Below are 24,424 nucleotides of genomic sequence, written 5' to 3'. Positions count from 1 at the left end.
TCACAGGCGCCGGCCCATCAGCACGTCGTCGACATAGGCGCCGTCGAGGAGGAACTCCTGCGGCTGTACTCCCTCGACGGCGAACCCCTCGGACGCGTACAGCGCGCGGGCCGGGGCGTTGTGCCCGAGCACGCGCAGGCTCAGCCGCCGTGCGCCGCGTCCGCGCGCCTCCTCGATCGCGGCCCGGATCAGTGCGCGCCCGAGGCCCTGCCCGCGCGCCTCCTCGGCGACGGCGAGGCCCTGGATCTGCAGGACGTGCGCGTTGGAGGCGAGCGGGGTGGGGCGGGCGATGCGGACATAGCCGGCGAGCCGTCCGTCGGTCTCGGCGACCAGGTAGTCCCGCGGGACGTGGCGCTCGTCGAAGAAGGGCCGGTAGGGCGGCTCGGGTCGCGGCGCCACGGCGTGCAGGGTGGACCAGGTGGCCCGGTCGAGGACGGCCAGGGCCTCTTCGTCGTCGGCCATGGCGATGCGTATGTGCGGCTCCGGCATGACGATCACCCTACGGCGGGCGGCGGAGCGCCTCACGGGGTTTTCGCCGGGGCATCCTGGGGCCATGGAGCGTATGCGAATCGCCGTGGCCGGCGCGTCCGGGCTCATCGGCAGCGCCCTGGTGCGGTCCCTGACCGCGGACGGGCACGAGGTGGTACGGCTGGTGCGCCGACCGGCCGCGGGGCCGCACGAGGTCTGCTGGGACCCGGAGGGACGGGCCGTCGAGAAGACCGCGGCCGGGCTGACCGGCTGTGCCGCGGTGGTCAACCTGGCCGGGGCGGGGATCGGCGACCAGCGCTGGACGCCGTCGTACAAGCGGCAGCTGCGGGACAGCCGGGTGCTGGGCACGACGGCTCTGGCGGAGGCGGTGGCCGCGCTGCCGGTGCCGCCGCGGGTGTTCGTCAACGGCAGCGCGATCGGCATCTACGGCGACACCGGCGACCAGGTGGTGGACGAGGAGGCGCCGCCGGGGGACGGTTTCCTGCCCTCGCTGTGCGTGGAGTGGGAGGAGGCGGCGGCGCCCGCGCAGGAGGCGGGCGTGCGCACGGTGTTCGCGCGGACGGGGCTGGTGGTGGCGCGGGGCGGCGGGGCCTGGGGGCGGCTGTTCCCGCTGTTCCGGGCCGGGCTCGGGGGCCGGCTGGGCGACGGGCGGCAGTACTGGTCGTACATCGCGCTGCACGACGAGGTCGCCGCGATCCGGTATCTCATCGACCACGACACGCTGGCCGGCCCGTTCAACCTGACGGCCCCCGAGCCGCTGACGAACCGTGAGATCACGGCGGCGATGGCGCGTGTGCTGCGCCGCCCGGCGCCGTTCGCGGTGCCCGCGCCGGTGCTGCGGGCGGCACTGGGCGAGCTGGCCGGGGATGTGCTGGGCAGTCAGCGGGTGGTGCCGAGGCGGCTGTCGGCGGCCGGGTTCCGGTTCGCGTTCGCGGGGATCGACGACGCCATCCGGGCGGCGTGACGTACACGGGAGACCTCCTTCCTGCGCGCTTCTGCAGCCTCCTGAGATTTCCTGTGACCGTATGCGACCTCCATGCGACCGTGCCCTGTCGGTGCGCGACTGTTTATGACCGATCGCAGCCCTAACCTCGACCCGAACTCGGGTATCCCTAAAGCCAGTTGGGGGCATGACGTCTCCACCGGCCGCGCAACCACAGGAGGGGCCTCGTGCTTGAGCCCGCGTACCAGGTGGACGTCGTCATCGTGGGAGCCGGCATCGCCGGGCTCTCGGCGGCTCATCGGCTGACCAGTGCCGGAATCTCGACCGCAGTCCTGGAGGCCGCCCCGTACGCCGGCGGCCGCATGTCCACGGAGAAGGTCGACGGGTTCCGGCTCGACCGCATCGGACAGCTGCTGTCCACGTCCTACCCCGAACTCCGTACGACCCCCGGCCTGGACTCCCTCGTCCTGCGCACCTTCGCGCCCGGCGTCCTGCTGCACCGCGACGGACGCGCACAGCGCGCGGGTGCACCGGCGGCCGGAGGGAGCGCAAGGGGCGCACTCCATGCGGTGCGCGCCCTTGCAAGCGCCCCCAGGGGGCCGGCTCCCGCTCCTGGCCGGGTCGGCACGCCGGTGGGCGGCGCGGTCGACCAGGCCCGGCTCGGCGCCGCCCTGGGCCGGATCGCCGCCACCCCGGTCGAACGCATCCTGGCCCGCCCCGAGATGCCCGCCGGCCAGGCCCTCGCCCAGCGCGGGGTGCCCGGACGCACGATCGAGGGATTTCTGCGCCCGCTGCTCGCCACGCTGCTGTGCGATCCGGAGCTGACCACCTCCAGCCGGTGTGCCGACCTCGCGCTGCGCTCTTTCGCGAGCGGCCTGCTGTGTGTGCCGGAGGGCGGCGCGGAGATGCTGCCGGAGCTGCTGGCGCGGGCGCTGCCGCCCGGCACCGTGCACACCGGGGTGCGGGTCACCTCGGTGGCCACGACCTCGGTGACCACCGCCGAGCACGGCCCGATCCGCTGCCGGGCGGTGCTGCTGGCGACCGACGCGCGGGCCGCGGCGGAGCTGCTGCCCGGCCTGCGGGTACCGGACTTCCACCCGGTGACCGTGGTCCACCACACCACCGACGACCCGGCGCCGGCGTTCGCGGCGGGCACCTCGCTGCTGCTGGACGCCGACCGCGGCGGGCCGGTGGCGCACACGGCGGTGCTCAGCAACGTGGACCCGAGCCGGGCGCCGGGCGGCCGGGTGCTGATCTCCTCGACGGTGCTCGGCACCCCGCCCGAGGGCGTCGACACCGCGGTCCGGATCCACCTCGCCCGGCTCTACGGCACCTCGACGCGCCGCTGGGAGACGCTGGCCGTGCACCACACCCGGGAGGCCGTCCCGGCCATGCGCCCACCGCACGACCTGCGCCGCCCGGTACGCCTGCTGGCCGGCCTGTACGTCTGCGGCGACCACCGCGACACCAGCACGATCCAGGGCGCCCTGCACTCCGCCCACCGGGCCGCGTCCGCGATCCTGGCGGATCTGGGCGCCGCGGGCTCGATGCATCGCGCGGATCCGGCACCCACGCTGCCGAGGGCGGCGTAGGCGCCCGAAGGGGGCGCGGGCAGCCGCGCGACCAGCCACGACGGCGCGTGACCGAGCAGGCGACCGGCACCGACACGGCGAGTGGCCCTGGCCGGTTCGGCACCGCGGGTCACCACCGTCGTGGCCGGGCACCACCGCGGCGGGCGGAAGCGCCCTACCCCAGTGCGGCGACCTTCTCCCGGTACCCCCTCACCGGTGCCGCGTCCCGGTACGGTTCCAGCCGGCGCTCGAAGTCCCGTACGTACTCGATCGCCCGGGCCGACCTCATCTCCGCGGCCTGGCCCGCGGCCTCGACGGCCAGCGCGCACGCCTGGTCGAGTTCGCCGAGGCCGAGCCGGGCCGTGGCGAGGACGACCCGGCAGAAGAGCCGGCTGCGGGCGTGGGCGGGCGCGCGGAGCTGGAGCGAGCGTTCGGCGTGCTGGGCGGCCGCCCGGAACTGCTGCAGATCCCGGTGGCAGTGCCCGAACTCGTCGGCGAGCTGTGCCTCGTCGAAGAACGTGGCCCAGTACGGCACGTCGTCCCCGGGCCGGGCCGCCTCCAGGGCGCGCTCGGACCGCACGAGCGCCGCCGTGCACGCCCGCACCTCGCCGAGCACGCCGTGCGCCCTGGCTTCGGAGGCGTGCAGCAGCGCCTGCACGACCGGCGGGCCACCGGTGCCCGCGCCCTGCTGGGCGACCCGGGCCAGCTGGACGGCCTCCCTGCCGTGGCCGAGATAGACGGCCTGGCGGCTCATGGTGACCAGGACGTAGGAGCCGTAGGCGCGGTCGCCGGCCGCCTGGGCGAGCCGCAGGGCCTGCACGAAGTAGCGCTGGGCGAGGCCGTGCGCGGCGATGTCGTACGAGGTCCAGCCCGCGAGCCGGGTCAGGTCGGCGGCGGCGCCGAACAGCCGGCGGCCGGTCTGCTCGTCGTAGGCGCCGCGGAGCATCGGCTCGCACTCGTGCTCCAGGTAGCGCACGAGGGCCTGCCGGGCGTGGCCGCCGCCGTAGCGGTCGTCGAGGGTGCGGAACAGCTCGCCGACCGAGCGCAGCGCGTTGATGTCCCCGTTGGTGACCTTGTGGCCGGGGGCGCGCTCGGCGTGCCCGCGCGTGCGGGGCGGCAGCGTGAGCACCGGCCGGCCCTGCGGCCTGGCCGGGGCGGGACGGCCCTGCGGGGGCACCCGGGGTGTCTGTTCGCGGGCCACCTTGTCGTCCGGCTTGCCGATCAGCCAGTCCCGGCTGGGCACCACGAGCCCGGCCGGGGTGAAGGCGATCTTGCGCAGCTCGGCGTGGCTGCCGGAGTCCTTGCGCCACAGCCCGCTGACGATGTCGACGGCCTCCTCGGGGGTGGCGGCGAACTCCAGCCCGGCGTACACCGGCGCGCACGCGTCCAGGCCGAGATCCTGGGCGGTGAGCCTGCGCCCGAGCCGGCGGGTGAAGACCTCGGCGATGAGGGCCGGGGTCGTACCGCGCGGCTGCTGCCCGCGCAGCCAGCGGGTGACCGAGGTCTTGTCGTATCTCAGGTCCAGCCCGTGCTCCAGCCCGAGCTGGTCGACGCGACGAGCCAGACCCGCGTTGGAGAACCCTGCCTCTGCGATGAGCGCGGCGAGCTGGCGGTTGGGGGTGCGCTGCGCGGGTCGGTCCGTCATCTGCGGTGCGGTCTCCTGCCTTCCGTGCCTCTGAAGTGCCGGATTGCCTTTGAGCAGCCCTTATGGCCGCACGAACGGCGTGAATGTAGCGGAGAGTGAGCACCCGATCACACGCTTCCCACCGCATTCATCCGATCGTGTGAGGAAAGCCCGTAGAGCTGACGTACGTCGGTCGGTCGTACAGTGGCGTGGGCGCGTCACGTGCCTGACACACCGGTCGCTGAGGGAGGCGCTTGCCGTGAGTGAGCTGCGGTTCGTCCGCATGGGGTTCGGCGCGGACGCCGTCGATTACCAGGAGGCCTGGGACGAGCAGCGCCGGGTGCACGCGGCGCGCTTCGCCGACGAGGTCCCGGACACGGTGCTCCTCCTGGAACACCCCCCGGTCTACACCGCCGGCCGCCGTACCGAGGACAGCGAGCGTCCGCTGGACGGCACCCCGGTCATCGACGTGGACCGCGGCGGCAAGATCACCTGGCACGGCCCCGGCCAGCTGGTCGGCTACCCGATCCAGAAGCTCCCGCGCCCGGTGGACGTGGTCGCGCACCTGCGCCGGCTGGAGGAGGTCATGATCCGGGTCTGCGCCGAGTTCGGCATCGAGACCTCCCGGGTCGAGGGCCGCGCCGGCGTCTGGGTCCTCGGCGACCCGGTCGAGCAGCGCCCCGCGCTCGGAGGACTCACCCTCGACTTCGACCCGCGCACCACCGACCCCGAGTTCGACCCCCGGCTCAACGGCCCCGAGTACGCCCCCTCCAACGCCGGCCAGCGCCGCGAGGACCGCAAGATCTGCGCCATGGGCATCCGCGTCGCCAAGGGCATCACGATGCACGGCTTCGCCCTGAACGTGAATCCGGACACCTCGAACTTCGACAAGATCATCCCGTGCGGGATCCGCGACGCGGGCGTCACCTCCCTCTCGCACGAGCTCGGCCGCGAGGTCACCCTCGACGAGGTCCTGCCGGTGGCCGAGAAGCACCTGCTGGACGTCCTCGGGAACGCGGACCTGAGGCCGCGGGAGATCGAGAGGGCGAGCGCCTGATCCGCTCGGCCGTCCGGGGGAATGCGCCCTGCGACCGTGAGGTTGATCTCACCGACAGGGCGCAATGAACACGGGCGTACCCTGGTGTACGCCGAAGAATCAAAGCTTAGGGAGCCGGTCGTGTCCGCAGTCGCACCCGACGGACGCAAGATGCTGCGCCTGGAGGTCCGCAACAGCCAGACCCCCATCGAGCGCAAGCCCGAGTGGATCAAGACCCGGGCGAAAATGGGCCCCGAGTACACGAAGATGCAGAACCTCGTGAAGAGCGAGGGCCTGCACACGGTCTGCCAGGAAGCCGGCTGCCCGAACATCTACGAGTGCTGGGAGGACCGCGAGGCGACCTTCCTCATCGGCGGCGACCAGTGCACCCGGCGCTGCGACTTCTGCCAGATCGACACCGGCAAGCCCGAGGCCCTGGACCGCGACGAGCCGCGCCGCGTGGGTGAGTCCGTGGTCACGATGGACCTGAACTACGCCACCATCACCGGCGTCGCCCGCGACGACCTGGAGGACGGCGGCGCCTGGCTGTACGCCGAGACCGTGCGCCAGATCCACGCGCAGACGGCGGAGCGCGAGGGCGGCCGTACGAAGGTCGAGCTGCTGGCCCCCGACTTCAACGCGGTCCCCGAGCAGCTGGCCGAGGTCTTCTCCGCCCGCCCCGAGGTCTTCGCGCACAACGTCGAGACGGTCCCGCGGATCTTCAAGCGGATCCGCCCCGGCTTCCGCTACGAGCGCTCCCTGAAGGTCATCACCGAGGCCCGCGACGTCGGCCTGGTCACCAAGTCCAACCTGATCCTCGGCATGGGCGAGACCCGCGAGGAGGTCAGCGAGGCGCTCAGGCAGCTGCACGAGGCGGGCTGCGAGCTGATCACCATCACCCAGTACCTGCGCCCCTCCGTCCGCCACCACCCGGTCGAGCGCTGGGTGAAGCCGCAGGAGTTCGTGGAGCTGAAGGAGGAGGCCGAGCAGATCGGCTTCTCCGGCGTCATGTCGGGTCCGCTGGTGCGTTCGTCGTACCGCGCCGGGCGGCTGTACCAGATGGCGGTCGAGAAGCGTGGTTCCTACATCGCGTCCCAGGCGGTGTGAGCGCAGCGTGTGAATTCACGCACAAGCACTTACCGGCCAGTAATGGCCGAGTCGACGCGGTCCTGAGCGTCCTCGCTGATGAGGGCGACGTCAGGGCCGCGTCAGCGTTTCAGCGCTCTGTATCAAGGCTTCATTGGCGTTTGACCGGTCGGACACGCCCTGGTAACACCAATCAGTGACTCTGGTATCACGCCTCGTACACCACCCGCTCCGAGGGGGGACCTCGATCATGCAGGCCGCGCCCGTACGCGCCACCGCCATCCCGTCCTTCACCGATGCCCTCCGCGCCGTCGAGTCCCTGCTCATGAGCGGCGGCCAGCGCACCGCCCGGCGTAACGCGTGGACCTCCGTGCTGGAGGACCGACGGCGTGCCAAGGACCGGGTCGAGGCGCAGCGCTTCCTGGAGCAGGCCGCCGACCGCTCCTGATCCCCGCCCCCCGGGCACTGCCGTCGTCCGCACTCCCGGGGACACGTAGACTTCGTGGCATGGCGAGGAAGGAAACCGCGGCGGACGCCGCGAACGCAGGGCGGCTGAAGCAGATCGCTCTCACGTACAAGATGACCCGCAAGGCCGACAAGAAGATCGGTCTTGTACTCGCGGCCGTCGGCATCGGCACCCTCGGTGTCTTCCTCGCGATCGGCTTCTTGCTCGGTCACCCGATCTACCTGGGCATCTTCGGTCTGCTGATCGCTCTGCTGGCGACGGCGATCGTGTTCGGCCGCCGGGCCGAGCGGGCCGCGTTCGGCCAGATGGAGGGCCAGCCGGGCGCCGCGGCCGCCGTGCTGGACAACATCGGCCGGGGCTGGACGACCACTCCGGCGGTGGCGATGAACCGCAGCCAGGACGTGGTGCACCGGGCGGTCGGGAAGGCCGGCATCGTGCTGGTCGCCGAGGGCAACCCGAACCGGGTGAAGAGCCTGCTGGCCGCCGAGAAGAAGAAGATGAACCGCATCGTCGCGGACGTGCCGGTGCACGACGTGATCGTCGGCGGCGGCGAGGGCCAGGTCGAGCTGAAGAAGCTGCGCACGACCATGCTGAAGTTCCCGCGCGTGCTGACCGGCCCCCAGGTGACGGCCACGAACGACCGGCTGCGGGCCATGGGCGACCTGATGAGCAACATGCCGCTGCCCAAGGGGCCCATGCCCAAGGGCATGCGGATGCCCAAGGGTCGCTGACACCCCCTGCCCCGGCCCGGCTGATCAGACGGGCCGGAACTGAGGGCCGTAGGTCCCCGGGGCGCCGGGGATCGGCGTCTCCATCAGCTCCACCGCCGGTTCCTCCATGGCGCGCATGGCGCGTACCGCCGCGCCCAGGCTGCGCCCGTCACCGCCGCCCCACGCCTCGTCGAGCCTGTCCAGCACCGCCGCGTAGGTGGTGTCGAACTGGTCCAGCAGCCGGCCGACCCGGACCGGCGGCCGGTGCCAGCCGCCGGGTGGGACCGGGGCCATGGGGCGTGCGTCGGGGAAGGGCACGGGCGCGCCGGTGAACTGCCAGCCGCGGGCGGTCCTGCGCAGCCGCCGTCCGTGGTAGATCTCCGCGAAGGCGTAGTAGTGCGCCGGGTGGTCGTCCTGGAAGGCGTCGGCCGGCGAGCTCTCGGTGCCCTCGCCCTGCTCCTTGACGATCTCCAGGGCCCGTTCGACGTCGTCGAGGCCGGTGACCGGCTCCAGCACGTCCGAGCCGATGCGGTCCGACAGCTGCCCCTCGGCCGACAGATACGGCTCCGTGCGCCGGAACGCCCTCTGCAGCTCACCGTAGAAGTCGCCGATGGTGGGTGGGCTCGCCGCCGCCCGGGCGAGCGGGGTGTCGGGGGCCTCGATCGCCATCATCACGTCGCGCACGAAGGCCTTGGTGAGGCCCGAGAGGTACACGCGCACTCCGGCGCGCACCCCACCGGGCAGCGGGCAGGGGTAGCGGGGGGCCGCGTCCCTGATCCTCGGCCGCCCGCCCACGGCCACGAGCAGGTTGCAGACGACGCCCAGGTGGTACATCTCGTCGCCGACGATGCGCCGGATCAGCCGCGCGGCCTCGCCGCGGCGGTCCCGGACCGACCACCATCCGCACAGGTACGGCGGGATGGTGGTGAGTTCGAGTTGCACGGCGACCTGCAGGGCCGCCCGCAGCCAGCCGATCCCGCGGTCGCCCTCGGCCACGGCGAGCAGACGCGCCACGGCGCGGTGGCCGGCCGCGGCAGCCGCCTCGTCGGCCGGCCCCGCGGCGGCCGCCCCGTCGGCCGGTTCCGCGGCGGCCGGGGTGGCGGCGAGGGGGGCCGGGGTGGCGGCGAGGGCGGCCGAGGCCAGGAAGCCCCTGCGCCCGACCGGTGTGACCGCCGGACCGTCCGGATGCTCGTTCGTGCCCGTCACGTTGCCTCCGCTCCGCCTTGCCCGCGGCCGCGCACAAGGCTGCCGGGACCTCTCGACAGCTGGCGAAGCTAGCAGCCGGTGCGGCCGTTCCCGGGGCGCCCGGGCGCCGGTGTGGCGCGGACCGGCCCCTGACACGCCGCCGAACGGAGCATCCCGCCGGTAATCGGCTCATGCGCTTCTAGCCTTCCGAATGTGACAAAACGCCATATCCCGTACGTTGTCAGCAGCGCCGTGGTCCTTGGCACGCTCCTCGGCGCCACCCCGGCCTCGGCCGCCCACCCGGTGCACGTCGTGCATCCGGGTGAGTCGATCCAGAAGGCGGTGGACGCCGCGCGGTCCGGCGACACGGTGCTCGTGCAGGCCGGGACGTACCACGAGAGTGTCAAGGTGACCACTTCCGGGATCACGCTGCGCGGCGTGGGCCCGGCCACGGTGCTCGAACCGGCCGCCCCGAAGGCCGCGAGCACGGCGAAGACCGCGAAGACCGCGAGGGCCACGGAGACCGCTCAGGCGCAGAAGAGCTGCGCGGAGCAGGGCAACGGCATCTGCGTGGTCGGCACCAAGACCGAGCCCGTCCGGAACGTCACCCTCGCCGACCTGGCGGTGACCGGTTTCTCCAGGATCGGTGTCGTCGCCGTGGGCGCGGACGGCCTGACCGTGCGCGGAGTGACGGCCGACCGGAACGGCCAGTGGGGCATCGCGGAGGAGCGCTCCACCCGCAGCGTCTACCGGAACGACACCGCCCGGTCCAACGGCGACGCGGGCCTGTTCCTCGCCAACACCATCTCGGCGGAGCAGGGAGCCACCGACACCGGGGGCACCGTCCTCGACCACAACCGCCTGGCGGACAACCGGATCGGCATCACCGTCCGCCGGCTGCGCAACCTCACCGTCAAGCACAACGTCCTCACCGGCAACTGCGCGGGCCTCTTCGTCGTCGGCGACGAGAACAAGCCGAAGGCGGGCGCCCTGACGGTCAGCCACAACCTCATCGAGCAGAACGACAAGTACTGCGCGGCGACCGCGCGGCTGCCCTTCCTGCAGGGCTCCGGCATCATCCTGACCGGCGCCGACGACACCCTGGTGACCCACAACCTGGTCAGCGGCAACTCCGGCGCGTCCCCGCTGTCGGGCGGGATCGTCCTGTTCAAGAGCTTCGTGGGCGCCACGAGCGAGCGGAACCGGATCACGGCCAACTCGCTGGCCGGCAACGGCCCGGCGGACCTCGTCAACCAGGAAGCCACCAAGAGCAGCAACGTCTTCCAGCGCAACCTCTGCCGGGCCTCCAAGCCCGCTGGTCTGTGCTGACCGGACGGCCGTAACCCACCCAGGCAAGGAAGGAAGGCGGCACATGACCGCACCATCCCCCGAGCTCTCGGCTCCCCCCGCGCAGGGGGCACCCCCGTCCCCGCCGCCTTCGATGCGGCTGAGAGAGCTCGTGTTCGGGGCGGCGTGTGCCGCCGCCGTCCGCGCCGCGGCCCGGCTCGGCGTCGCCGACGCGCTCGGGGACGCTCCGACGGCCGTGGAGGACCTCGCGGCCGCGGTGAAGAGCGAGCCGAAGCCGCTGCGCCGGCTGCTGCGCGCCCTGTCCTGCTACGGCGTCTTCACCGAGCATCCGGACGGGACGTTCGGCCACACCGAGATGTCCCGGCTGCTGCGCGAGGACGACCCGCACAGCCTGCGCGACATCTCCCTGTGGTGCACCGAGCCCTGGACGTGGGACGCCTGGCCGAAGCTGGACGAGGCGGTGCGCACCGGCCGGAACGTCGTCGAGGGTCTCTACGGCAAGGAGTTCTTCGTCTACCTGAACGAGGACGCCCCCGAGTCGGCCGATGTGTTCAACCGTGCGATGACCACGTCCAGCGAGCAGTCGGCGCGCGACGTCGCCGCGCTGCTGGACCTGTCCGGCAGCAGGTCGGTGGCGGACCTCGGCGGCGGGCAGGGGCACGTGGTGGCCAGCCTGCTGGACAAGTACCCGGCGATGCAGGGCTGGCTGCTGGACCTGCCCCGGGTGGTGGAGAACGCCCTGCCCCGGCTGCGCGCGGGCGGCGACCTGGCGGAGCGGGCGCGGATCGTGCCGGGCGACATCCGCGAGTCGGTCCCGGTCGAGGCCGACGTCTACGTCATCAAGAACATCCTGGAGTGGGACGACGAGTCCACGGCCAGGCTGCTGCGCAACGTCGTCGAGGCGGGCGGCCCCGGTGCGCGGATCGTGGTCATCGAGAACCTCGTCGACGACACCCCGTCGATGCGCTTCAGCACCGCGATGGACCTGCTGCTGCTCCTGAACGTCGGCGGGGCCAAGCACACCACGAAGAGCATGGTCGGGCGGCTTGAGGCGGCGGGCCTGACCGTCGGCGACATCCGGCCGGTCAACCCCTATCTGCACGCCTTCGACTGCACGGTCCCCGTGTGAGCCGCACCTTCCCGGAGAACACCGGTGCCGGGCCCGCGTCGGACGCGGGCCCGGCACCGGTGTCCGGAAGGGCAGGTCAGGCGCCGGCGTCGCGCTCCCAGAGGTAGAAGCGCTGTGCCATCGCGTCCTTCGGGGACCGCCAGGTCTCCGGGTCGTACGCGCTGACGTACGCCGAAAGCCGCTCGCTGACCTCCTTGAACTCGGGGTGCGAGGCGACCTTGGCGATGGCCGGTCCCGGCTCGCGCTCGGACTCGATGAGGTGCATGTACACATCGCCGAACTGGAAGAGGCTGCGCCGGACGACTCCGACGAGGTGCGGCAGCTCTCCGCGGTCGGACTCCGCGAACACCTTGGCGATGCCGGGGGCGGAACCCGGGGCCATGCGGGCGACGATCAGGGCCTGGTGCACGGTCGTGTCCTCCGTCCGGCTAGTCGGCCAGGGCCGGGGCGGGCCGGTGACCGGCGGCCGCCTTCTCGATCTTGTCGCGGATCAGGGCCATCTGGACCTTGGAGTTCTTGTTGATGTTGTCGGTCATCCAGGCGTCGTCGACGGGGGCGTCCGGCTTCATCGCGAAGTCCTGGGTCCACACCATCCGGGTGCCGGCCGGTACCTCCTCGTACCGCCAGTGGATGTTCATGTGGGCGAAGGGCCCGGTCTCGACCCGGCGGGCCGTGACGGTGAGGCTGTCGCGGTCCGGCTCGCGCTGGGAGACCCAGCTCCAGACGGTGCCGTTGTCGTCCGGGTGCATGGTGAGCCGGAACGTGGTCCTGGCGCCCTCCCGTTCGAGGACCTCCACCGACGCGTACTCGCTGAACAGCTGGGGCCAGCGCTCCAGGTCGTTGGTCATGTCCCAGACCAGGTCCAGCGGGGCGGCGATGGTGATCTCGTTCTGGGTGTGTCCTGCCATCTCAGGCTCCTGCCATCAGAGTGCTGTTGACGAGGTTGAGGAACTGCTGGGGCGTCTTGCAGCGCTCCGCGTCGACCGGCATCGGGGTGCCGTGTGAGTTCTCCAGCTCGCCGACGATGCCGAGCAGGCCCAGCGAGTCGACGCCGAGGACGTCGAAGCCGGTGTCGGGCTTCTCCTGGAGCTGCTCGGGGCTGACGGTGACCCCGGCGGCCTTCTTCATCAGCGCGGCGAGTTCTTCCACGGTGATCTGGGACATGTGTTTTCCTCCTTTGCTGTGCTCACTGCGCGGCGCCGTGCCGCAGCACCAGCGCAGAGTTCGACCCCATGAGTCCGCGGCTGAGCACCAGCGCCGTACGCAGTGCGGCGGGCCGGGCGCGGCCGGTCACGAGGTCGAGGTCATGGCAGACGTCGAAGACGTTCGGCGTCGGCGGGATCAGGCCGTGCTGCATGGCGAGCACGGCCGCCGCGGTGTCCAGCACGGGGGCCGCGCAGTACCCCCGGCCGATTCCGGACTTCGGTGCGGTGACCGGCACCCGGGCGCCGTGCCGGCCGAGGACGTCGGCGATCGCGAGCGCCTCGGCGCGGTCCGCCTCCGGCACCCCGAGGGCGTCGGCGAAGACGACGTCGACCTCCTCGGGGGCGCAGCCGGCCTCCCCCAGGGCCTGCCGGATCGCGTGGGCGAGGCCCTCGCGGGACTCCGCCCAGCGGGAGGCACCGGTGAAGGTGGCCCCGTGCCCGGCGACGACGGCCCGGACGTCGGCGCCGCGGTCCCGCGCCGTGCCCGCCGCCTCCAGCACGAGCATGGCGCCGCCCTCGGCCGGCACGAACCCGCACGCACCCTGGGTGAACGGCCGGTAGGCGCGGGCCGGGTCGGTCTCGCGGCTGAGCTCCTCGTAGCCGAGCTGGCAGACCATCGAGTACGGCGCGAGGGGCGCCTCGGTGGAGCCGGCCACGATCGCGTCGGTGCCGCGCCGCACCGCCCGGGCCGCGTGGGCGAGGGCGTCGAGACCGCCGGCCTCGTCCGAGGCGACGACCGAGCAGGGCCCCTTGAAGCCGCGGCGGATGGAGACCTGGCCGGTGCTCGCGGCGTAGAACCAGGCGATGGACTGGTACGGCCCGACGAACCGGCTGCCCTTGCCCCACAGCTGCTGGAGTTCGCGCTGGCCGAACTCACCGCCGCCGGACCCGGCGGCGGTGACCACGCCGATGGAGTAGGGGGCGTCGGGGGTGCCGGCCTGGCCGAGCCGGGCGTCGTCGAGCGCGAAGTCGGCGGCGGCCATGGCGTAGTGCGTGAACCGGTCGGTCTGGACGAGGAAGCGCTCCTCGATCGTGGCCGCCGGGTCGAAGGCGCGGACCTCACCGGCCACCTTGAGGGGAAGGTGCTCGCAGCCCTCGCGGGTGACCCGGTCGAGGACGCTCAGGCCCTCCTGGGTGGCCTTCCAGAAGGTGTCGGTGCTGGTGCCGTTGGGCGCGACCACCCCGATACCGGTGACGGCCGCCTGCCGATCCTGCGGTTCGCTCATCGTGTCCTCACTCCCTCGGCCGGGTCAGGATCACCGCGGACTGGAAGCCACCGAACCCGCTGCCCACGGACAGCACGCTGGTCAGCCGGCGTTCGCGGGCGACACGCGGGACGTAGTCCAGGTCGCACTCGGGGTCGGGGATCTCGTAGTTGGCGGTCGGGGGTACGACCTGCTTGGCGAGGGCCAGCACGCAGGCGACCAGTTCTATGGCGCCGATCGCCCCGAGGGAGTGCCCCACCATGGACTTGATGGAGCTCATCGGGGTGTCGTAGGCGTGGTGGCCGAGCGCCCGCTTCACGGCCGCCGTCTCGTGGCGGTCGTTCTGCCGGGTGCCGGAGCCGTGCGCGTTGACGTAGTCGATCGCCGTCGGGTCGAGCCGGGCCTGGTCGAGGGCGGTCTTGATGGCCCGCGCCATCTCCAGACCCTCCTTGGTCAGTCCGGTCATGTGGTAGGCGTTGCCGAAGGTGGCGTAGCCGCCGAACTCGCAGTAGACGCGGGCACCGCGGGCCCGGGCGTGCTCCAGTTCCTCCAGGACGAGCACCGCGCCGCCCTCGCCCATGACGAAGCCGTCACGGTTGTTGTCGAAGGGCCGGGAGGCGTGCGCGGGGTCGTCGTTGTTCGGGGAGGTGGCCTTGATCGCGTCGAAGCAGGCCATGGTGATCGGGGAGATCGGCGAGTCCGCGGCCCCCGCGATGCATATGTCGGCCCGGCCCTCCTGGACGGTGTGGAAGGCGTACCCGACGGCGTCGAGTCCGGAGGTGCAGCCGGTGGAGACCGTCTGCACCGGACCCTGTGCGCCGAAACGTTCCGCCACCGCGGAGGCCACGGTGCTCGGCGAGAACGCCCGGTGCAGCTGGGGTTCGGCCTGGTGATGGTCCACGTCCCAGCGCTGCCCGCGGCTGCTCACCAGGACGTAGTCGTGCTCCAGGCGGGTGGTGCCGCCGACGGCGGTACCCAGGGAGACCCCGATCCGCCACGGGTCCTCACGGGCGACGTCGAGTCCGGAGTCCCTGACCGCCTCGTCGCCGGCGACCAGGGCGAACTGTATGTACCGGTCCGCGCGTTCCACCTGCCCGGCGTCCAGACCGTAGGCCGCCGGCTCGAAGTCGCACTCGGCCGCTATCCGCGACCGCAGTCCGGCGGGGTCGAAGAACGTGATGCCGCGCGTCGCGGTACGGCCTTCGGCGAGCAGATCCCAGAACGCCGGCACGCCGATCCCGCCCGGAGCCACGATGCCTATACCGGTGACCGCCACGCGCCGGGTCATGACCGGGCCTGCCCCGCCTCGGCGGCGACGGCCACCGGCTCCGTCTCCTCCGTGTCGACGTGGCCGAGGCTCGGACGCGGGGCCAGCGGGCCCAGGTGGAAGACGATGCGCGCCTCCACCTTGCCGACGTTGCGGAAGCGGTGCCGCATGTTGATGGGGATCATCAGCCCCTGCTCGGGCCGCAGCGGGTGCGGCTCGCCGTCCAGGTCCACCTCCAGCTCGCCGCAGACGACGTACACGAACTCCTCGGAGTACGGGTGGTAGTGCTCAGCGATGCGGTCGCCCGGCTGCACGAGGGCCACGCCCATGAAACCGCTGGTCGAGCCCACCGTGGCCGGGGTGAGCATGGCGCGCAGATCGCCGCCGCGCCGCGTGTTGGGCTCGACCTCGCTGAGGTCCACGATCTTCGGAAGGGGTTTGATCACGACAGTCCTCCGTGGGTGTGATGCGGCCGTGGGTCTCAGGCGTCCGGCGAGCGCCGGTCGGTGACGAGCTGCATCCGGACGGCCGCGCCGTCCAGCAGGGCGGTCAGCGGGGCCGCCGGGGTGAGGTCCACCCGCACGCCGGCACGGTGGTCGACCAGCCGTACGACGACGTCGTCCCGCTGGAAGATCGTGCTGCGCAGGACCGGGCCGCCCGGGTCCTCCGCCGCCGCCTCGTCTCCTTGCGCGAGCAGTTCCGCAAGCTCCATCCCGCGGCCCGGCCGGGCCGGGTAGTACAGCGCGAGCCGCTCGCCCTCGACCAGCTCGTCCGCGGTGACGTGGAACACGGCCGGCAGCGCCGCCCGGGTGAAGAACACCCGCGCGGACTCCTGGTCGTTGAGATCCCGCTCCTGCTCCAGATAGGGGTTGATCGCCTCCTCCACGGCCCGGACCTCCGGCTGCCGGGCGACGTGACGCAGCGCCGCGAGCAGGTCGCCGCGCACCTCGATGGCCCGGACCACCCGGTTGCCGTGCATGAACAGGGAGGTACGGCACAGGCGTGTGGTCTCGTCGACCCGCGCCTGGGGCGAGGCGTAGTCCGCGAGGATCCTCGCGACCTCGGCCTCGCTGCCCGGCTTCACCGTGAAGGTGAGCGCGTGCCGGATCACCCCGTCGCCGATCCGCGGGGAGACCTGCAGCCGGCGCTGGGCCGCGGGGGCGGCCGCCGCCGCGCCACCCGTCTCACGGACGATGTGGAAACGCAGTGACCGGGTGTCCCGGACGCAGCTGTGCAGCGGCTCCACCATGCGGACGTGCTCCTCGCTGTTCACCCAGGCGAGGAACGGCGGGGCACTCTCCCACTCACTGGTGATGAGCCACTGGGAGGGGTTCTCGATCGACTGGCACAGCTGGTCGCTGACGTGGCCGGGCACCGACGCGACCTGGTTGCACAGTTGCTCGTAGGCCTCAAGGAACTGCTGCTGGGCGCCGTCGTGTACGTCCACCAGCAGGACGACCCGGAGGCGGGAGCCGTCGAAGACGGATTGCGAGACCCGTTTCGACACCTGCCGCGCCAGCTGTTCCGAAACCTTTTCCGACGTGGTGGTCATACCGCGCACATCTCCTTCAGGGGAGCAGAGGGTGAACGCCGCCCATGACGCGACGTCAGCGTTCCTTGATCCTGTTCCTGTCCTCCGGAGTGCGCGACTCGTGTGAACCAGGAGGGTGATTGAGCACGCGAAGCCCTCCCGAGAGGGCATGGAAACTCCGAGGTGCCCCACACCCCCGCCCCTGCCTCTGGAGTCGTCGATGCAGCACAAAGCCGATCACCACGTGCCCGTCCTTGTCGTGGGCGGCTCACTGGTGGGCCTGTCCCTGTCCCTGTTCCTGGGCCGTCTCGGCGTGCGGCACATGCTCGTCGAGCGGCACTCCGGGACCTCGGTCCACCCGCGCGGCCGCGGCAACAACGTGCGGACGATGGAGCTGTTCCGGGTGGCCGGCATCGAGCCGGACATCAAGACGGCGGCCGCCCTCCTCGCGGACAACCACGGCATCCTGCAGACCCCGACGCTGGCCGGCGACGCCGGCGAGTGGCTGTTCCGGGAGATCGACCCCGGCGGAGGGCTCGCGCGGTTCAGCCCCACCAGCTGGTGTCTGTGCAGCCAGAACGACCTGGAACCGGTGCTCCTGGACCGGGCCCGCGCCCTCGGCGGCGACCTGCGGTACTTCCACGAGCTGGAGTCCTTCGCCCAGGACTCCGAAGGAGTGACGGGCTACGTCCGGGACCGCGACGGCGACGACCTCTACACCGTCCGCGCGGACTACCTGGTCGCGGCCGACGGCCCGCGCAGCCCCGTCCGGAACCGGCTCGGCATCGGCCAGAGCGGCCCCGGCGACCTCTTCGCCAACGTGAGCGTCACCTTCCGGTCCAAGCTGCTCGCCGACGTCGTCGGCGACCGGCGCTTCATCTGCTGCTACCTCACCGACCCCGAGGCCGACGGCGCGCTGCTGCCCGTCGACAACAAGGAGCGCTGGGTCTTCCACGCCCCCTGGCACCCCGAGCACGGCGAGAGGCTGGAGGAGTTCACCGAGGAGCGGCTCACCCGGCACATCCGCCGTGCCGTCGGCGTCCCCGACCTCGACGTCGAGATCACCGGCAAGGCCTCCTGGCGCGCCGCCGAACGCGTCGCCGAACAGTACCGGGACGACCGGGTCCTGCTCGCCGGTGACTCCGCCCACGAGATGTCCCCGACCGGCGCGTTCGGCTCCAACACCGGCATCCAGGACGCCCACAACCTGGCCTGGAAGCTGGCCGCCGTCCTCGACGGCTGGGCCGGGCCCGGTCTGCTGGACACCTACGACACCGAGCGCCGGCCGGTCGCCCTCGCCACCAGCGCCCGCGCCTCGGCCCGCTCCGTGGAGCACAGCCACCCCGGCTTCGCCCCCACGCCCGGCATCGGCGGCGGCAAGCGCGGCGGCATCCTCAACGTGGTCCTCGGCTACCGCTACCCGCGGGGCGCCGTCGTGGGGGCCGACCCGGAGCAGCCGGTCGTACCCGAAGGGATGCGGCTGACCGGGGAGCCGGGCAGCCGGGCCCCGCACCTGTGGCTGCGCCGGGCGGGCGAGCGGATCTCCACACTCGATCTGTACGAGCGTTCACTGGTGCTGCTCAGCGACGCGTCGACGCCCGCGGGGGCCGCCTGGCGGGCGGCCGGCCGCCGCATCGCCGACACGGACGGGGTACCGCTGGACGCGTACCGCATCGGTACGAGGCCGGAGGCCGACCTGACCTACGACGGCCCCGACGGCGACTGGGCAGCGGCGCACGGTACGACGCCGGAGGGGGCGGTGCTGGTACGCCCGGACGGGTTCGTGGCGTGGCGCTCGGTGGACGCGGCAGCGGCCCCGGAGGCGGAGCTGCGGGAGGCACTGGGGGCGGTGCTGCGGAAAGCGTGAGCCGGAGCTGGGCGGGGGTGGGCCGCTCGCCCCCGCTCGCGGGGTGCCGCTGCGCCCATCCGTGCCGCCCCAGCGGCACGACCGCCCGCAGCTGCGGCGGTGTGGTTTCGCGGGCAAGCGCACTGCGGCTCCCTTGGGGGCGGGGAACCGCGCGACCAGCCACGACGGGCTCACACCCGGCTGACGGCGGGCCGGCCCGGGCTCAGACCCGGACCTCGACCGTCTTCGCGAGGCGATCGTGCAGACCCCTGCCGTCCCGGTCCCAGATCAGCGCGGGAACCGCGAGGCACAGCAGGACCGTGCGCAGGACGGCTCGCAGCGGGTTGACCGTGCCGGTCTCCAGCGCCACCACCCGGATGCCGAAGAGCCGCTTGCCCGGGGTGAAGCCGATCGTGCCGACGGTCAGCACGCTCATGACGCAGAAGACACCCAGCGCCCAGTTGCTCGTAGCGGGGCTGTAGCCATCCGTGACCAGGCCGTATGCGATCAGGACGCTCAGCCCCCAGTCCACGGCCAGCGCGCCGAGCCGTCGGCCGGGCCGGGCGATCGAGTTCGGCCCGTCCGCGGGCAGACCGAGCTGCTCGCCCCGGTGGCCGAAGTCGGCACCGGCCTCTTCCATGGCCGCGCGGGGCCCGGAGAGCCACGATCCGAGTGCTTGCCTGTTGTCCACGCGACCACGGTACTGCGCCCGAAATGACCGGGGTACGGCGGGGTGTCCCGGGGCTAGGGTGGACCCGTGGCCGGTTAACTTCTGCGAAACAAACGGGTCACGCCCGAGAAATCACCCGTCCCTAGGGTCGAGACCAGCGTGTGCCACCGCACTGGCCGCACGAACGATCTACCACCCCGGCGAGGACGGTCGGGAGTAGGAGGAGCTGGATGTTCCAGAACGCCGACGAGGCCAAGAAGTTCATCGCGGACGAGGACGTCAAGTTCATCGACGTCCGCTTCTGCGACCTGCCGGGCGTCATGCAGCACTTCACGGTGCCCGTTGAGGCGTTCGACCCGGACGAGGAGCTGGCCTTCGACGGATCGTCGATCCGTGGTTTCCAGGCCATCCACGAGTCCGACATGGCTCTGCGTGCCGACCTGTCCACCGCGCGTGTCGACGCGTTCCGCCGGGACAAGACCCTCAACATCAACTTCTTCATCCACGACCCGATCACGGGCGAGCAGTACTCCCGTGACCCGCGCAACGTGGCGAAGAAGGCCGAGGCCTACCTCGCTTCGACCGGTATCGCGGACACCGCGTACTTCGGCCCCGAGGCCGAGTTCTACGTCTTCGACTCCGTGCGCTTCGCGACCAGCGCGAACGAGTCCTTCTACCACATCGACTCCGAGGCGGGCGCCTGGAACACCGGTGCGGTGGAGAACAACCGCGGTTACAAGGTCCGCTACAAGGGCGGCTACTTCCCGGTGGCCCCGGTCGACCACTTCGCCGACCTGCGCGCCGAGATCTCCCTGGAGCTGGAGCGGTCCGGCCTCAAGGTCGAGCGCCAGCACCACGAGGTCGGCACCGCCGGCCAGGCGGAGATCAACTACAAGTTCAACACCCTGCTGGCCGCCGCCGACGACCTGCAGCTCTTCAAGTACATCGTGAAGAACGTGGCCTGGCGCAACGGCAAGACCGCGACCTTCATGCCGAAGCCGATCTTCGGTGACAACGGCTCGGGCATGCACGTGCACCAGTCGCTGTGGAGCAACGGCGACCCGCTGTTCTACGACGAGGCCGGTTACGCGGGCCTGTCGGACACCGCCCGCTACTACATCGGCGGCATCCTCAAGCACGCCCCGTCGCTGCTCGCCTTCACCAACCCGACGGTGAACTCCTACCACCGCCTGGTGCCGGGCTTCGAGGCCCCGATCAACCTGGTGTACTCGCAGCGCAACCGCTCCGCCGCGATGCGTATCCCGATCACCGGCTCGAACCCGAAGGCCAAGCGCGTCGAGTTCCGCGCCCCGGACTCCTCCGGCAACCCGTACCTGGCCTTCTCCGCCCTGCTCCTCGCGGGTCTGGACGGCATCAAGAACAAGATCGAGCCGGCCGAGCCGATCGACAAGGACCTGTACGAGCTGGCTCCCGAGGAGCACGCGAACGTCGCCCAGGTCCCGACCTCCCTGCCGGCCGTCCTCGACTCGCTGGAGGCCGACCACGAGTTCCTCCTGCAGGGCGACGTGTTCACGCCGGACCTGATCGAGACCTGGATCGACTTCAAGCGCACCAACGAGATCGCGCCGCTGCAGCTGCGTCCGCACCCGCACGAGTTCGAGCTGTACTTCGACGTGTGACCGGACCGCCCCGCGCGGACCGGTGAGGGCCGGCACCCGGAGACTCTCCGGGTGCCGGCCCTCACCCATGTCCGAGGGGTCCGCCTCCGTCAGGGCACCACGACCACCACGACCGGTGTGTTGTTGAAGCCGTTGCCGTAGAAGCCGTTGCCGTAGAAGCCGTTGTTGAAGAAGCCGTTGCCGTAGCCGTAGCAGTTGCCCCACCAGCCGCCGTAGTAGCAGCCACGGTTGGTGGAGATCTGGTTCGGGGCGGCTGCCGACGCGGTGCCGGCGGTGCCGATCGCCACTCCGCTCGCCATCAGGACGCCGATGGCGGACGCTGCGGCGAGACGCCTCGCACGATGTGCATTCATGGATCCACCTTCCTTCCACCCCTCGTGCGGCTTTCCGGGCACGAGTCGGATGGCCGCGACCTCGGAGTGAAGAGTCCGGCGCGGTCGTAGGTGCCGCACGGGCCAGGGGGAGGCGGGGCAGACGATGGTGGGCACCCCGCGGTGCGGCTCTCAGGTAAATGCTAGCCGTCGGATGACCACCCAGCATCCTGGGCAACCTTTGCCGCTTCCCATGCTTCCTACTCTCGGGGGATCATCCCCCTGGCTCTGTCCGACGAGAGAGGTTGAACGGGGATGACGGAAAACGACGACTGGGAGCGGGAGTTCGATCACCGCTGGGCGAATTCCGCCGAGCACAAGGAGCCCTCGGCCCGGGCCCGGATGCTGGCCGCCCGCTGGAGGGAGAACCCGCCGGACCCGGCCCCCTTCCGGGCCGACCCCGGCCCGGCGCCGCGCCGGGCGTCGTGGGCCTCGACGGCGGTGGTCCTCGGCAGCGTGATCGTGGTCATGGTGCTGATAGGGCTGATGCAGTTCGGCTCGTCGTACTAGCCGTACCCGCCGGTACGTTTTGCTGCTCCTAGGGCCGTTCGGAACCACTTCATGGGAATCGGCAGGTGCACACTGGACAGCGGGACGAGTGCCTGACTGCGGGGTGATGCAAGATGCAGAGCCGCTTCCGGAGCGATCGACGGCTGACCGTGCGCATGGGTCTCACGCTGTTCCTGCTCGGGCTGCTGTACGTGGGCTTCGTGGCCGCGCTGATCGCGCTGCTGAAGTCCTGGGTGCTGGTCGTCCTGGTGGTCGGGGCGATGTTCGTGGCGCAGTTCTGGTTCTCCGACCGGATCGCCATGTTCGCGATGCACGGGCGGGTCGTGGAGCGCGAGGAGTATCCCGAGCTGCACGCGGTGGTCGACCGGCTGTGCGCGATCGCGGACATGCCCAAGCCGGTGGTCGCCGTGTCCGACATGGACATGCCGAACGCGTTCGCGACCGGCCGGAACCCCGACCACGCGGTGGTCTGCGTGACCACCGGGCTGCTGCGGCGGCTGGAGCCGGCGGAGCTGGAGGGCGTGCTGGCGCACGAGCTGTCGCACGTGGCGCACAAGGACGTCGCCGTGATCACGGTGGCGTCCTTCCTCGGTGTGCTGGCGGGCCTGATCGTACGGTTCGCCTTCTACTCGCAGGTCTTCGGCGGGGGCCGCCGGGACCAGAACACCGCCGCCGTCCTCGCCGGCGTACTGGGCGTGTCCGCGGCGGTGTACGCGATCAGCTACCTGCTGATCCGGGCGCTGTCCCGGTACCGGGAGCTGGCGGCCGACCGGGCGGCGGCGCATCTGACCGGGCGGCCCTCGGCGCTGGCGTCGGCGCTCACCAAGGTCTCCGGGGACATCGCCCGGATCCCGACCAAGGACCTGCGCACCGCCCAGGCCTTCAACGCCTTCTACTTCACCCCGGCGACCGGCAAGGAACCGGGCATCGAGCGGTTCTTCTCCACGCACCCCACCCTGGAGCAGCGGCTCGAACAGCTGGGCCGCATCTCCGCGGAGCTGGGTGAGGCCGCCACCCCGGGGAAGGCGGGCTGAGCGTTGGGGCTGCTGGACATCCTGCTGGGCCGTACGAAGCCGGTCGCGCCCGATCTCGACCAGCTCTTCGCGCTGCCCTCAGCGGCCGTGACCCTGCAGGCCGCGGCCGGTTTCACCGCGACGGGGACCGGGGCGGTGTGTTTCGCCACGGTGGAGGGCGCGGCCTTCGAGCAGACCCACCGGGAGGTGCAGGCGCTGCTGGACGCGGACACCGACCGCGAGGGAGGTCCGCCGGTGGAGCTGCGGCGGGACGACTACGGCTACTCCTGGCTGGTCTCGCGGCGCTCGCCCGAGCAGCTGCCGGAGCTGGTCACCGACCTGCACGCGGTGAACAGCGCGATGGAGGTCAACGGTTTCGGCCCCCAGCTGCTGTGCTCGCTGGCGGGCTTCACGGACGACGCGGGCCGCGCGCTGGCGCTGGTCTACCTCTACAAGCGGGGCACGTTCTACCCCTTCGCCCCGCTGCCCGGCGCCGCGCCGCGCCGGGACAGCGCGCTCGAACTCCAGGTGAGGGCGGCGCTCGCGAACGATCTGCGGATCGAGCAGGACCTGAGCCGCTGGTTCCCGGTGTGGGGCGCCCCCGGTCTGTGACCGGGGACGCCCTGGCTCACCTGCTCTTCTCGCGCTCCTGACGGCGGGACTCGAAGGGGCGCTCACGGCGGTAGCGGCGCTCCCAGCGCGCCTGCCGGTCCCGGCGCTCGCGGTAGGTGCGGTAGCTGTCGGGCACGGGCGGAGCGCCCGCACCGGGGGGCGATGGCGTGCCGGGCGACCCGCGTCCGTGCGTCGCGTACAGGTACAGCAGCGCGACGGCGGCGAGCCACCACAGATGGTTTCCGATTCCGAGGACCACCAGGACGACGGTCCCGGACGCGACGATGCCACGCATGACGGACCTCCGTGGGGTGAGGGTGGCGGGGGTGGAGTGTGTCGGCTTCGTGCCGTTTTTTCAGCGTAGGGATGACACCGTCACAGCCGCATCCCGTTTTTCCACCCGCCTGTCGGCCGTGAGCCGACGACCCGCGGGAACCAACTCCCGCCCCTCACCCACGACTTCGGCCCCCCGCGCCGCTGAAGCGCTACGGCCGGGCAGCGCGGCCGTATACGGCGCCGGGTGCCCGGGCGAGGCTCGGGCACCCGGCGCCGGTGTCGGGCGTCAGCGGCTGTAGCGCATGAACGCGCGCACCATGTGGCACGTCGTGTCGGACGGCGGACGCATGCCGATCTCCTCGGCCGTGCCGCGGATCGTCTCGTTGCGGGCCTGGGCCGGCTGGTAGATCCCGGAGTCGAGCAGGGCTATGGCCAGGCGCATGGCCTTCAGGCGGCGGTTGTGGGTGACATACCACTCGCGCGGCCGTCCGGCCGGCAGCGGCCGCTTCACCACCGGCTCGACGGGCGAGTCGAACAGCACGGGTCGCTGGACGGTGGACTGGGTGGGCAACGGCTTGGACTTCAGGGCGGCAGCGGGCACGGGCATCCTCCTGTCGCGGTCAGGGCAGCCCTCCGGGGTTCCGGTGACTGTCTCGAACACTGCGTCCAGTCTACCGGCGGCCACTGACAAGCGAAGGTCCGCGGCGGCCATCAAATGCCCAGGTGGAGAA

The 24,424-nt window shown here is 71.9% G+C and carries 27 protein-coding genes; 13 read left to right on the top strand and 14 right to left on the bottom strand.

Annotation, left to right across the window (positions count from 1 at the left end):
- Positions 1 to 489 (bottom strand): GNAT family N-acetyltransferase, encoded by a 489-nt coding sequence (locus IE244_RS04380; protein WP_191871251.1) that lies wholly within the window; start codon positions 487 to 489, stop codon positions 1 to 3.
- Positions 490 to 553: 64 nt separating this feature from the next.
- Between IE244_RS04380 and IE244_RS04375 the strand changes: the two genes are divergently transcribed.
- Positions 554 to 1,453, top strand: a complete 900-nt coding sequence (locus tag IE244_RS04375; protein ID WP_191871250.1) for a TIGR01777 family oxidoreductase — start codon at positions 554 to 556, stop codon at positions 1,451 to 1,453.
- A gap of 206 nt (positions 1,454 to 1,659) precedes the next feature.
- Complete coding sequence (locus IE244_RS04370) at positions 1,660 to 3,024, top strand: NAD(P)/FAD-dependent oxidoreductase (protein WP_191871249.1); 1,365 nt, start codon at positions 1,660 to 1,662, stop codon at positions 3,022 to 3,024.
- 154 nt (positions 3,025 to 3,178) lie between these two features.
- Here IE244_RS04370 and IE244_RS04365 read toward each other — a convergent pair whose 3' ends face one another.
- Positions 3,179 to 4,648 (bottom strand): NsdA family TPR-like regulatory protein, encoded by a 1,470-nt coding sequence (locus IE244_RS04365; protein WP_191871248.1) that lies wholly within the window; start codon positions 4,646 to 4,648, stop codon positions 3,179 to 3,181.
- A gap of 238 nt (positions 4,649 to 4,886) precedes the next feature.
- Here IE244_RS04365 and lipB point away from each other — a divergent pair, with 238 nt between their 5' ends.
- The 4 genes from lipB (at position 4,887) to IE244_RS04345 (ending at position 7,946) form a co-directional block, all read left to right on the top strand.
- A complete protein-coding gene (gene lipB, locus IE244_RS04360; RefSeq protein ID WP_191871247.1) occupies positions 4,887 to 5,684 on the top strand; it encodes a lipoyl(octanoyl) transferase LipB in 798 nt (265 codons plus the stop codon).
- Positions 5,685 to 5,804: 120 nt separating this feature from the next.
- Positions 5,805 to 6,770: a lipoyl synthase gene (lipA, locus tag IE244_RS04355; protein ID WP_191871246.1), complete on the top strand. Its 966-nt coding sequence runs from the start codon at positions 5,805 to 5,807 to the stop codon at positions 6,768 to 6,770.
- A 229-nt stretch (positions 6,771 to 6,999) separates the two neighbouring features.
- Positions 7,000 to 7,197 carry an SCO2195 family GlnR-regulated protein gene (locus IE244_RS04350; protein WP_031173128.1) on the top strand — a complete coding sequence of 66 codons (198 nt, stop codon included), beginning with the start codon at positions 7,000 to 7,002 and terminating at the stop codon, positions 7,195 to 7,197.
- Positions 7,198 to 7,256: 59 nt separating this feature from the next.
- A complete protein-coding gene (locus IE244_RS04345) occupies positions 7,257 to 7,946 on the top strand; it encodes a DUF4191 domain-containing protein (protein ID WP_191871245.1) in 690 nt (229 codons plus the stop codon).
- A gap of 24 nt (positions 7,947 to 7,970) precedes the next feature.
- Here IE244_RS04345 and IE244_RS04340 read toward each other — a convergent pair whose 3' ends face one another.
- Positions 7,971 to 9,131 carry a ferritin-like domain-containing protein gene (locus IE244_RS04340; protein WP_229853941.1) on the bottom strand — a complete coding sequence of 387 codons (1,161 nt, stop codon included), beginning with the start codon at positions 9,129 to 9,131 and terminating at the stop codon, positions 7,971 to 7,973.
- Between the two features lie 192 nt (positions 9,132 to 9,323).
- Here IE244_RS04340 and IE244_RS04335 point away from each other — a divergent pair, with 192 nt between their 5' ends.
- Positions 9,324 to 10,439, top strand: a complete 1,116-nt coding sequence (locus tag IE244_RS04335; RefSeq protein ID WP_191871244.1) for a right-handed parallel beta-helix repeat-containing protein — start codon at positions 9,324 to 9,326, stop codon at positions 10,437 to 10,439.
- 43 nt (positions 10,440 to 10,482) lie between these two features.
- Positions 10,483 to 11,547: a methyltransferase gene (locus IE244_RS04330; protein WP_229853940.1), complete on the top strand. Its 1,065-nt coding sequence runs from the start codon at positions 10,483 to 10,485 to the stop codon at positions 11,545 to 11,547.
- 76 nt (positions 11,548 to 11,623) lie between these two features.
- Here the strand turns inward: IE244_RS04330 and IE244_RS04325 are convergent, their stop codons facing one another.
- The 7 genes from IE244_RS04325 to IE244_RS04295 are packed head-to-tail and all read right to left on the bottom strand — an operon-like array spanning position 11,624 to position 16,776.
- The gene (locus IE244_RS04325; protein WP_191871243.1) at positions 11,624 to 11,956 is read right to left on the bottom strand and encodes a TcmI family type II polyketide cyclase; all 333 of its coding nucleotides are present in this window, start codon (positions 11,954 to 11,956) and stop codon (positions 11,624 to 11,626) included.
- A 19-nt stretch (positions 11,957 to 11,975) separates the two neighbouring features.
- Positions 11,976 to 12,455 (bottom strand): SRPBCC family protein, encoded by a 480-nt coding sequence (locus tag IE244_RS04320; RefSeq protein WP_191871242.1) that lies wholly within the window; start codon positions 12,453 to 12,455, stop codon positions 11,976 to 11,978.
- A 1-nt stretch (position 12,456) separates the two neighbouring features.
- Positions 12,457 to 12,711, bottom strand: a complete 255-nt coding sequence (locus tag IE244_RS04315; RefSeq protein WP_191871241.1) for an acyl carrier protein — start codon at positions 12,709 to 12,711, stop codon at positions 12,457 to 12,459.
- 22 nt (positions 12,712 to 12,733) lie between these two features.
- Complete coding sequence (locus IE244_RS04310; protein WP_191871240.1) at positions 12,734 to 13,978, bottom strand: ketosynthase chain-length factor; 1,245 nt, start codon at positions 13,976 to 13,978, stop codon at positions 12,734 to 12,736.
- A 7-nt stretch (positions 13,979 to 13,985) separates the two neighbouring features.
- Positions 13,986 to 15,245 (bottom strand): beta-ketoacyl-[acyl-carrier-protein] synthase family protein, encoded by a 1,260-nt coding sequence (locus IE244_RS04305; protein WP_191871239.1) that lies wholly within the window; start codon positions 15,243 to 15,245, stop codon positions 13,986 to 13,988.
- Positions 15,242 to 15,670, bottom strand: coding sequence for a cupin domain-containing protein (locus tag IE244_RS04300; protein ID WP_229853939.1), 429 nt, complete (start codon positions 15,668 to 15,670; stop codon positions 15,242 to 15,244). Before IE244_RS04300 ends, IE244_RS04305 begins: the two co-directional genes overlap by 4 nt.
- Positions 15,671 to 15,705: 35 nt before the next feature.
- A complete protein-coding gene (locus IE244_RS04295) occupies positions 15,706 to 16,776 on the bottom strand; it encodes a SchA/CurD-like domain-containing protein (protein WP_031173146.1) in 1,071 nt (356 codons plus the stop codon).
- A 199-nt stretch (positions 16,777 to 16,975) separates the two neighbouring features.
- Between IE244_RS04295 and IE244_RS04290 the strand changes: the two genes are divergently transcribed.
- Positions 16,976 to 18,622: an FAD-dependent oxidoreductase gene (locus IE244_RS04290; protein ID WP_191871238.1), complete on the top strand. Its 1,647-nt coding sequence runs from the start codon at positions 16,976 to 16,978 to the stop codon at positions 18,620 to 18,622.
- 202 nt (positions 18,623 to 18,824) lie between these two features.
- Here IE244_RS04290 and IE244_RS04285 read toward each other — a convergent pair whose 3' ends face one another.
- Positions 18,825 to 19,292, bottom strand: coding sequence for an RDD family protein (locus tag IE244_RS04285; RefSeq protein WP_031173150.1), 468 nt, complete (start codon positions 19,290 to 19,292; stop codon positions 18,825 to 18,827).
- A 209-nt stretch (positions 19,293 to 19,501) separates the two neighbouring features.
- Here IE244_RS04285 and glnA point away from each other — a divergent pair, with 209 nt between their 5' ends.
- Positions 19,502 to 20,911 (top strand): type I glutamate--ammonia ligase, encoded by a 1,410-nt coding sequence (glnA, locus tag IE244_RS04280; protein ID WP_191871237.1) that lies wholly within the window; start codon positions 19,502 to 19,504, stop codon positions 20,909 to 20,911.
- Positions 20,912 to 21,000: 89 nt separating this feature from the next.
- Here glnA and IE244_RS04275 read toward each other — a convergent pair whose 3' ends face one another.
- Positions 21,001 to 21,264: a hypothetical protein gene (locus IE244_RS04275; protein ID WP_191871236.1), complete on the bottom strand. Its 264-nt coding sequence runs from the start codon at positions 21,262 to 21,264 to the stop codon at positions 21,001 to 21,003.
- Between the two features lie 273 nt (positions 21,265 to 21,537).
- Here IE244_RS04275 and IE244_RS04270 point away from each other — a divergent pair, with 273 nt between their 5' ends.
- The 3 genes from IE244_RS04270 to pspAB all read left to right on the top strand — a co-directional run bounded on the left by IE244_RS04270 (position 21,538) and on the right by pspAB (position 23,417).
- Positions 21,538 to 21,792: an SCO2583/SCO2584 N-terminal domain-containing protein gene (locus tag IE244_RS04270; protein WP_191871235.1), complete on the top strand. Its 255-nt coding sequence runs from the start codon at positions 21,538 to 21,540 to the stop codon at positions 21,790 to 21,792.
- Positions 21,793 to 21,905: 113 nt separating this feature from the next.
- Positions 21,906 to 22,826 carry a zinc metalloprotease HtpX gene (gene htpX / locus IE244_RS04265; RefSeq protein ID WP_191871234.1) on the top strand — a complete coding sequence of 307 codons (921 nt, stop codon included), beginning with the start codon at positions 21,906 to 21,908 and terminating at the stop codon, positions 22,824 to 22,826.
- 3 nt (positions 22,827 to 22,829) lie between these two features.
- Positions 22,830 to 23,417 carry a PspA-associated protein PspAB gene (gene pspAB, locus IE244_RS04260; RefSeq protein WP_191871233.1) on the top strand — a complete coding sequence of 196 codons (588 nt, stop codon included), beginning with the start codon at positions 22,830 to 22,832 and terminating at the stop codon, positions 23,415 to 23,417.
- Positions 23,418 to 23,433: 16 nt separating this feature from the next.
- Here the strand turns inward: pspAB and IE244_RS04255 are convergent, their stop codons facing one another.
- Positions 23,434 to 23,712: a hypothetical protein gene (locus IE244_RS04255; protein WP_031173165.1), complete on the bottom strand. Its 279-nt coding sequence runs from the start codon at positions 23,710 to 23,712 to the stop codon at positions 23,434 to 23,436.
- Positions 23,713 to 23,979: 267 nt separating this feature from the next.
- A complete protein-coding gene (locus tag IE244_RS04250; RefSeq protein WP_191871232.1) occupies positions 23,980 to 24,294 on the bottom strand; it encodes a hypothetical protein in 315 nt (104 codons plus the stop codon).
- Positions 24,295 to 24,424 lie beyond the last annotated feature (130 nt).

Source organism: Streptomyces filipinensis, assembly GCF_014649495.1.
In the GTDB taxonomy this organism is placed as follows: Bacteria; Actinomycetota; Actinomycetes; order Streptomycetales; family Streptomycetaceae; genus Streptomyces; species Streptomyces filipinensis.
Note: the sequence above shows the minus strand (reverse complement) of the source record. Positions and strands in the feature narration are given on the sequence as shown.

Bases quoted from the DNA above. Each gene is read 5' to 3' on its own strand.
- IE244_RS04380 (WP_191871251.1), bottom strand. From the start codon at position 489: ATGCCGGAGCCGCACATACGCATCGCCATGGCCGACGACGAAGAGGCC.
- IE244_RS04375 (WP_191871250.1), top strand. From the start codon at position 554: ATGGAGCGTATGCGAATCGCCGTGGCCGGCGCGTCCGGGCTCATCGGC.
- IE244_RS04365 (WP_191871248.1), bottom strand. From the start codon at position 4,648: ATGACGGACCGACCCGCGCAGCGCACCCCCAACCGCCAGCTCGCCGCG.
- IE244_RS04350 (WP_031173128.1), top strand. From the start codon at position 7,000: ATGCAGGCCGCGCCCGTACGCGCCACCGCCATCCCGTCCTTCACCGAT.
- IE244_RS04345 (WP_191871245.1), top strand. From the start codon at position 7,257: ATGGCGAGGAAGGAAACCGCGGCGGACGCCGCGAACGCAGGGCGGCTG.
- IE244_RS04330 (WP_229853940.1), top strand. From the start codon at position 10,483: ATGACCGCACCATCCCCCGAGCTCTCGGCTCCCCCCGCGCAGGGGGCA.
- IE244_RS04320 (WP_191871242.1), bottom strand. From the start codon at position 12,455: ATGGCAGGACACACCCAGAACGAGATCACCATCGCCGCCCCGCTGGAC.
- IE244_RS04315 (WP_191871241.1), bottom strand. From the start codon at position 12,711: ATGTCCCAGATCACCGTGGAAGAACTCGCCGCGCTGATGAAGAAGGCC.
- IE244_RS04310 (WP_191871240.1), bottom strand. From the start codon at position 13,978: ATGAGCGAACCGCAGGATCGGCAGGCGGCCGTCACCGGTATCGGGGTG.
- IE244_RS04305 (WP_191871239.1), bottom strand. From the start codon at position 15,245: ATGACCCGGCGCGTGGCGGTCACCGGTATAGGCATCGTGGCTCCGGGC.
- IE244_RS04295 (WP_031173146.1), bottom strand. From the start codon at position 16,776: ATGACCACCACGTCGGAAAAGGTTTCGGAACAGCTGGCGCGGCAGGTG.
- IE244_RS04290 (WP_191871238.1), top strand. From the start codon at position 16,976: ATGCAGCACAAAGCCGATCACCACGTGCCCGTCCTTGTCGTGGGCGGC.
- glnA (WP_191871237.1), top strand. From the start codon at position 19,502: ATGTTCCAGAACGCCGACGAGGCCAAGAAGTTCATCGCGGACGAGGAC.
- IE244_RS04275 (WP_191871236.1), bottom strand. From the start codon at position 21,264: ATGAATGCACATCGTGCGAGGCGTCTCGCCGCAGCGTCCGCCATCGGC.
- IE244_RS04270 (WP_191871235.1), top strand. From the start codon at position 21,538: ATGACGGAAAACGACGACTGGGAGCGGGAGTTCGATCACCGCTGGGCG.
- htpX (WP_191871234.1), top strand. From the start codon at position 21,906: ATGCAGAGCCGCTTCCGGAGCGATCGACGGCTGACCGTGCGCATGGGT.
- IE244_RS04255 (WP_031173165.1), bottom strand. From the start codon at position 23,712: ATGCGTGGCATCGTCGCGTCCGGGACCGTCGTCCTGGTGGTCCTCGGA.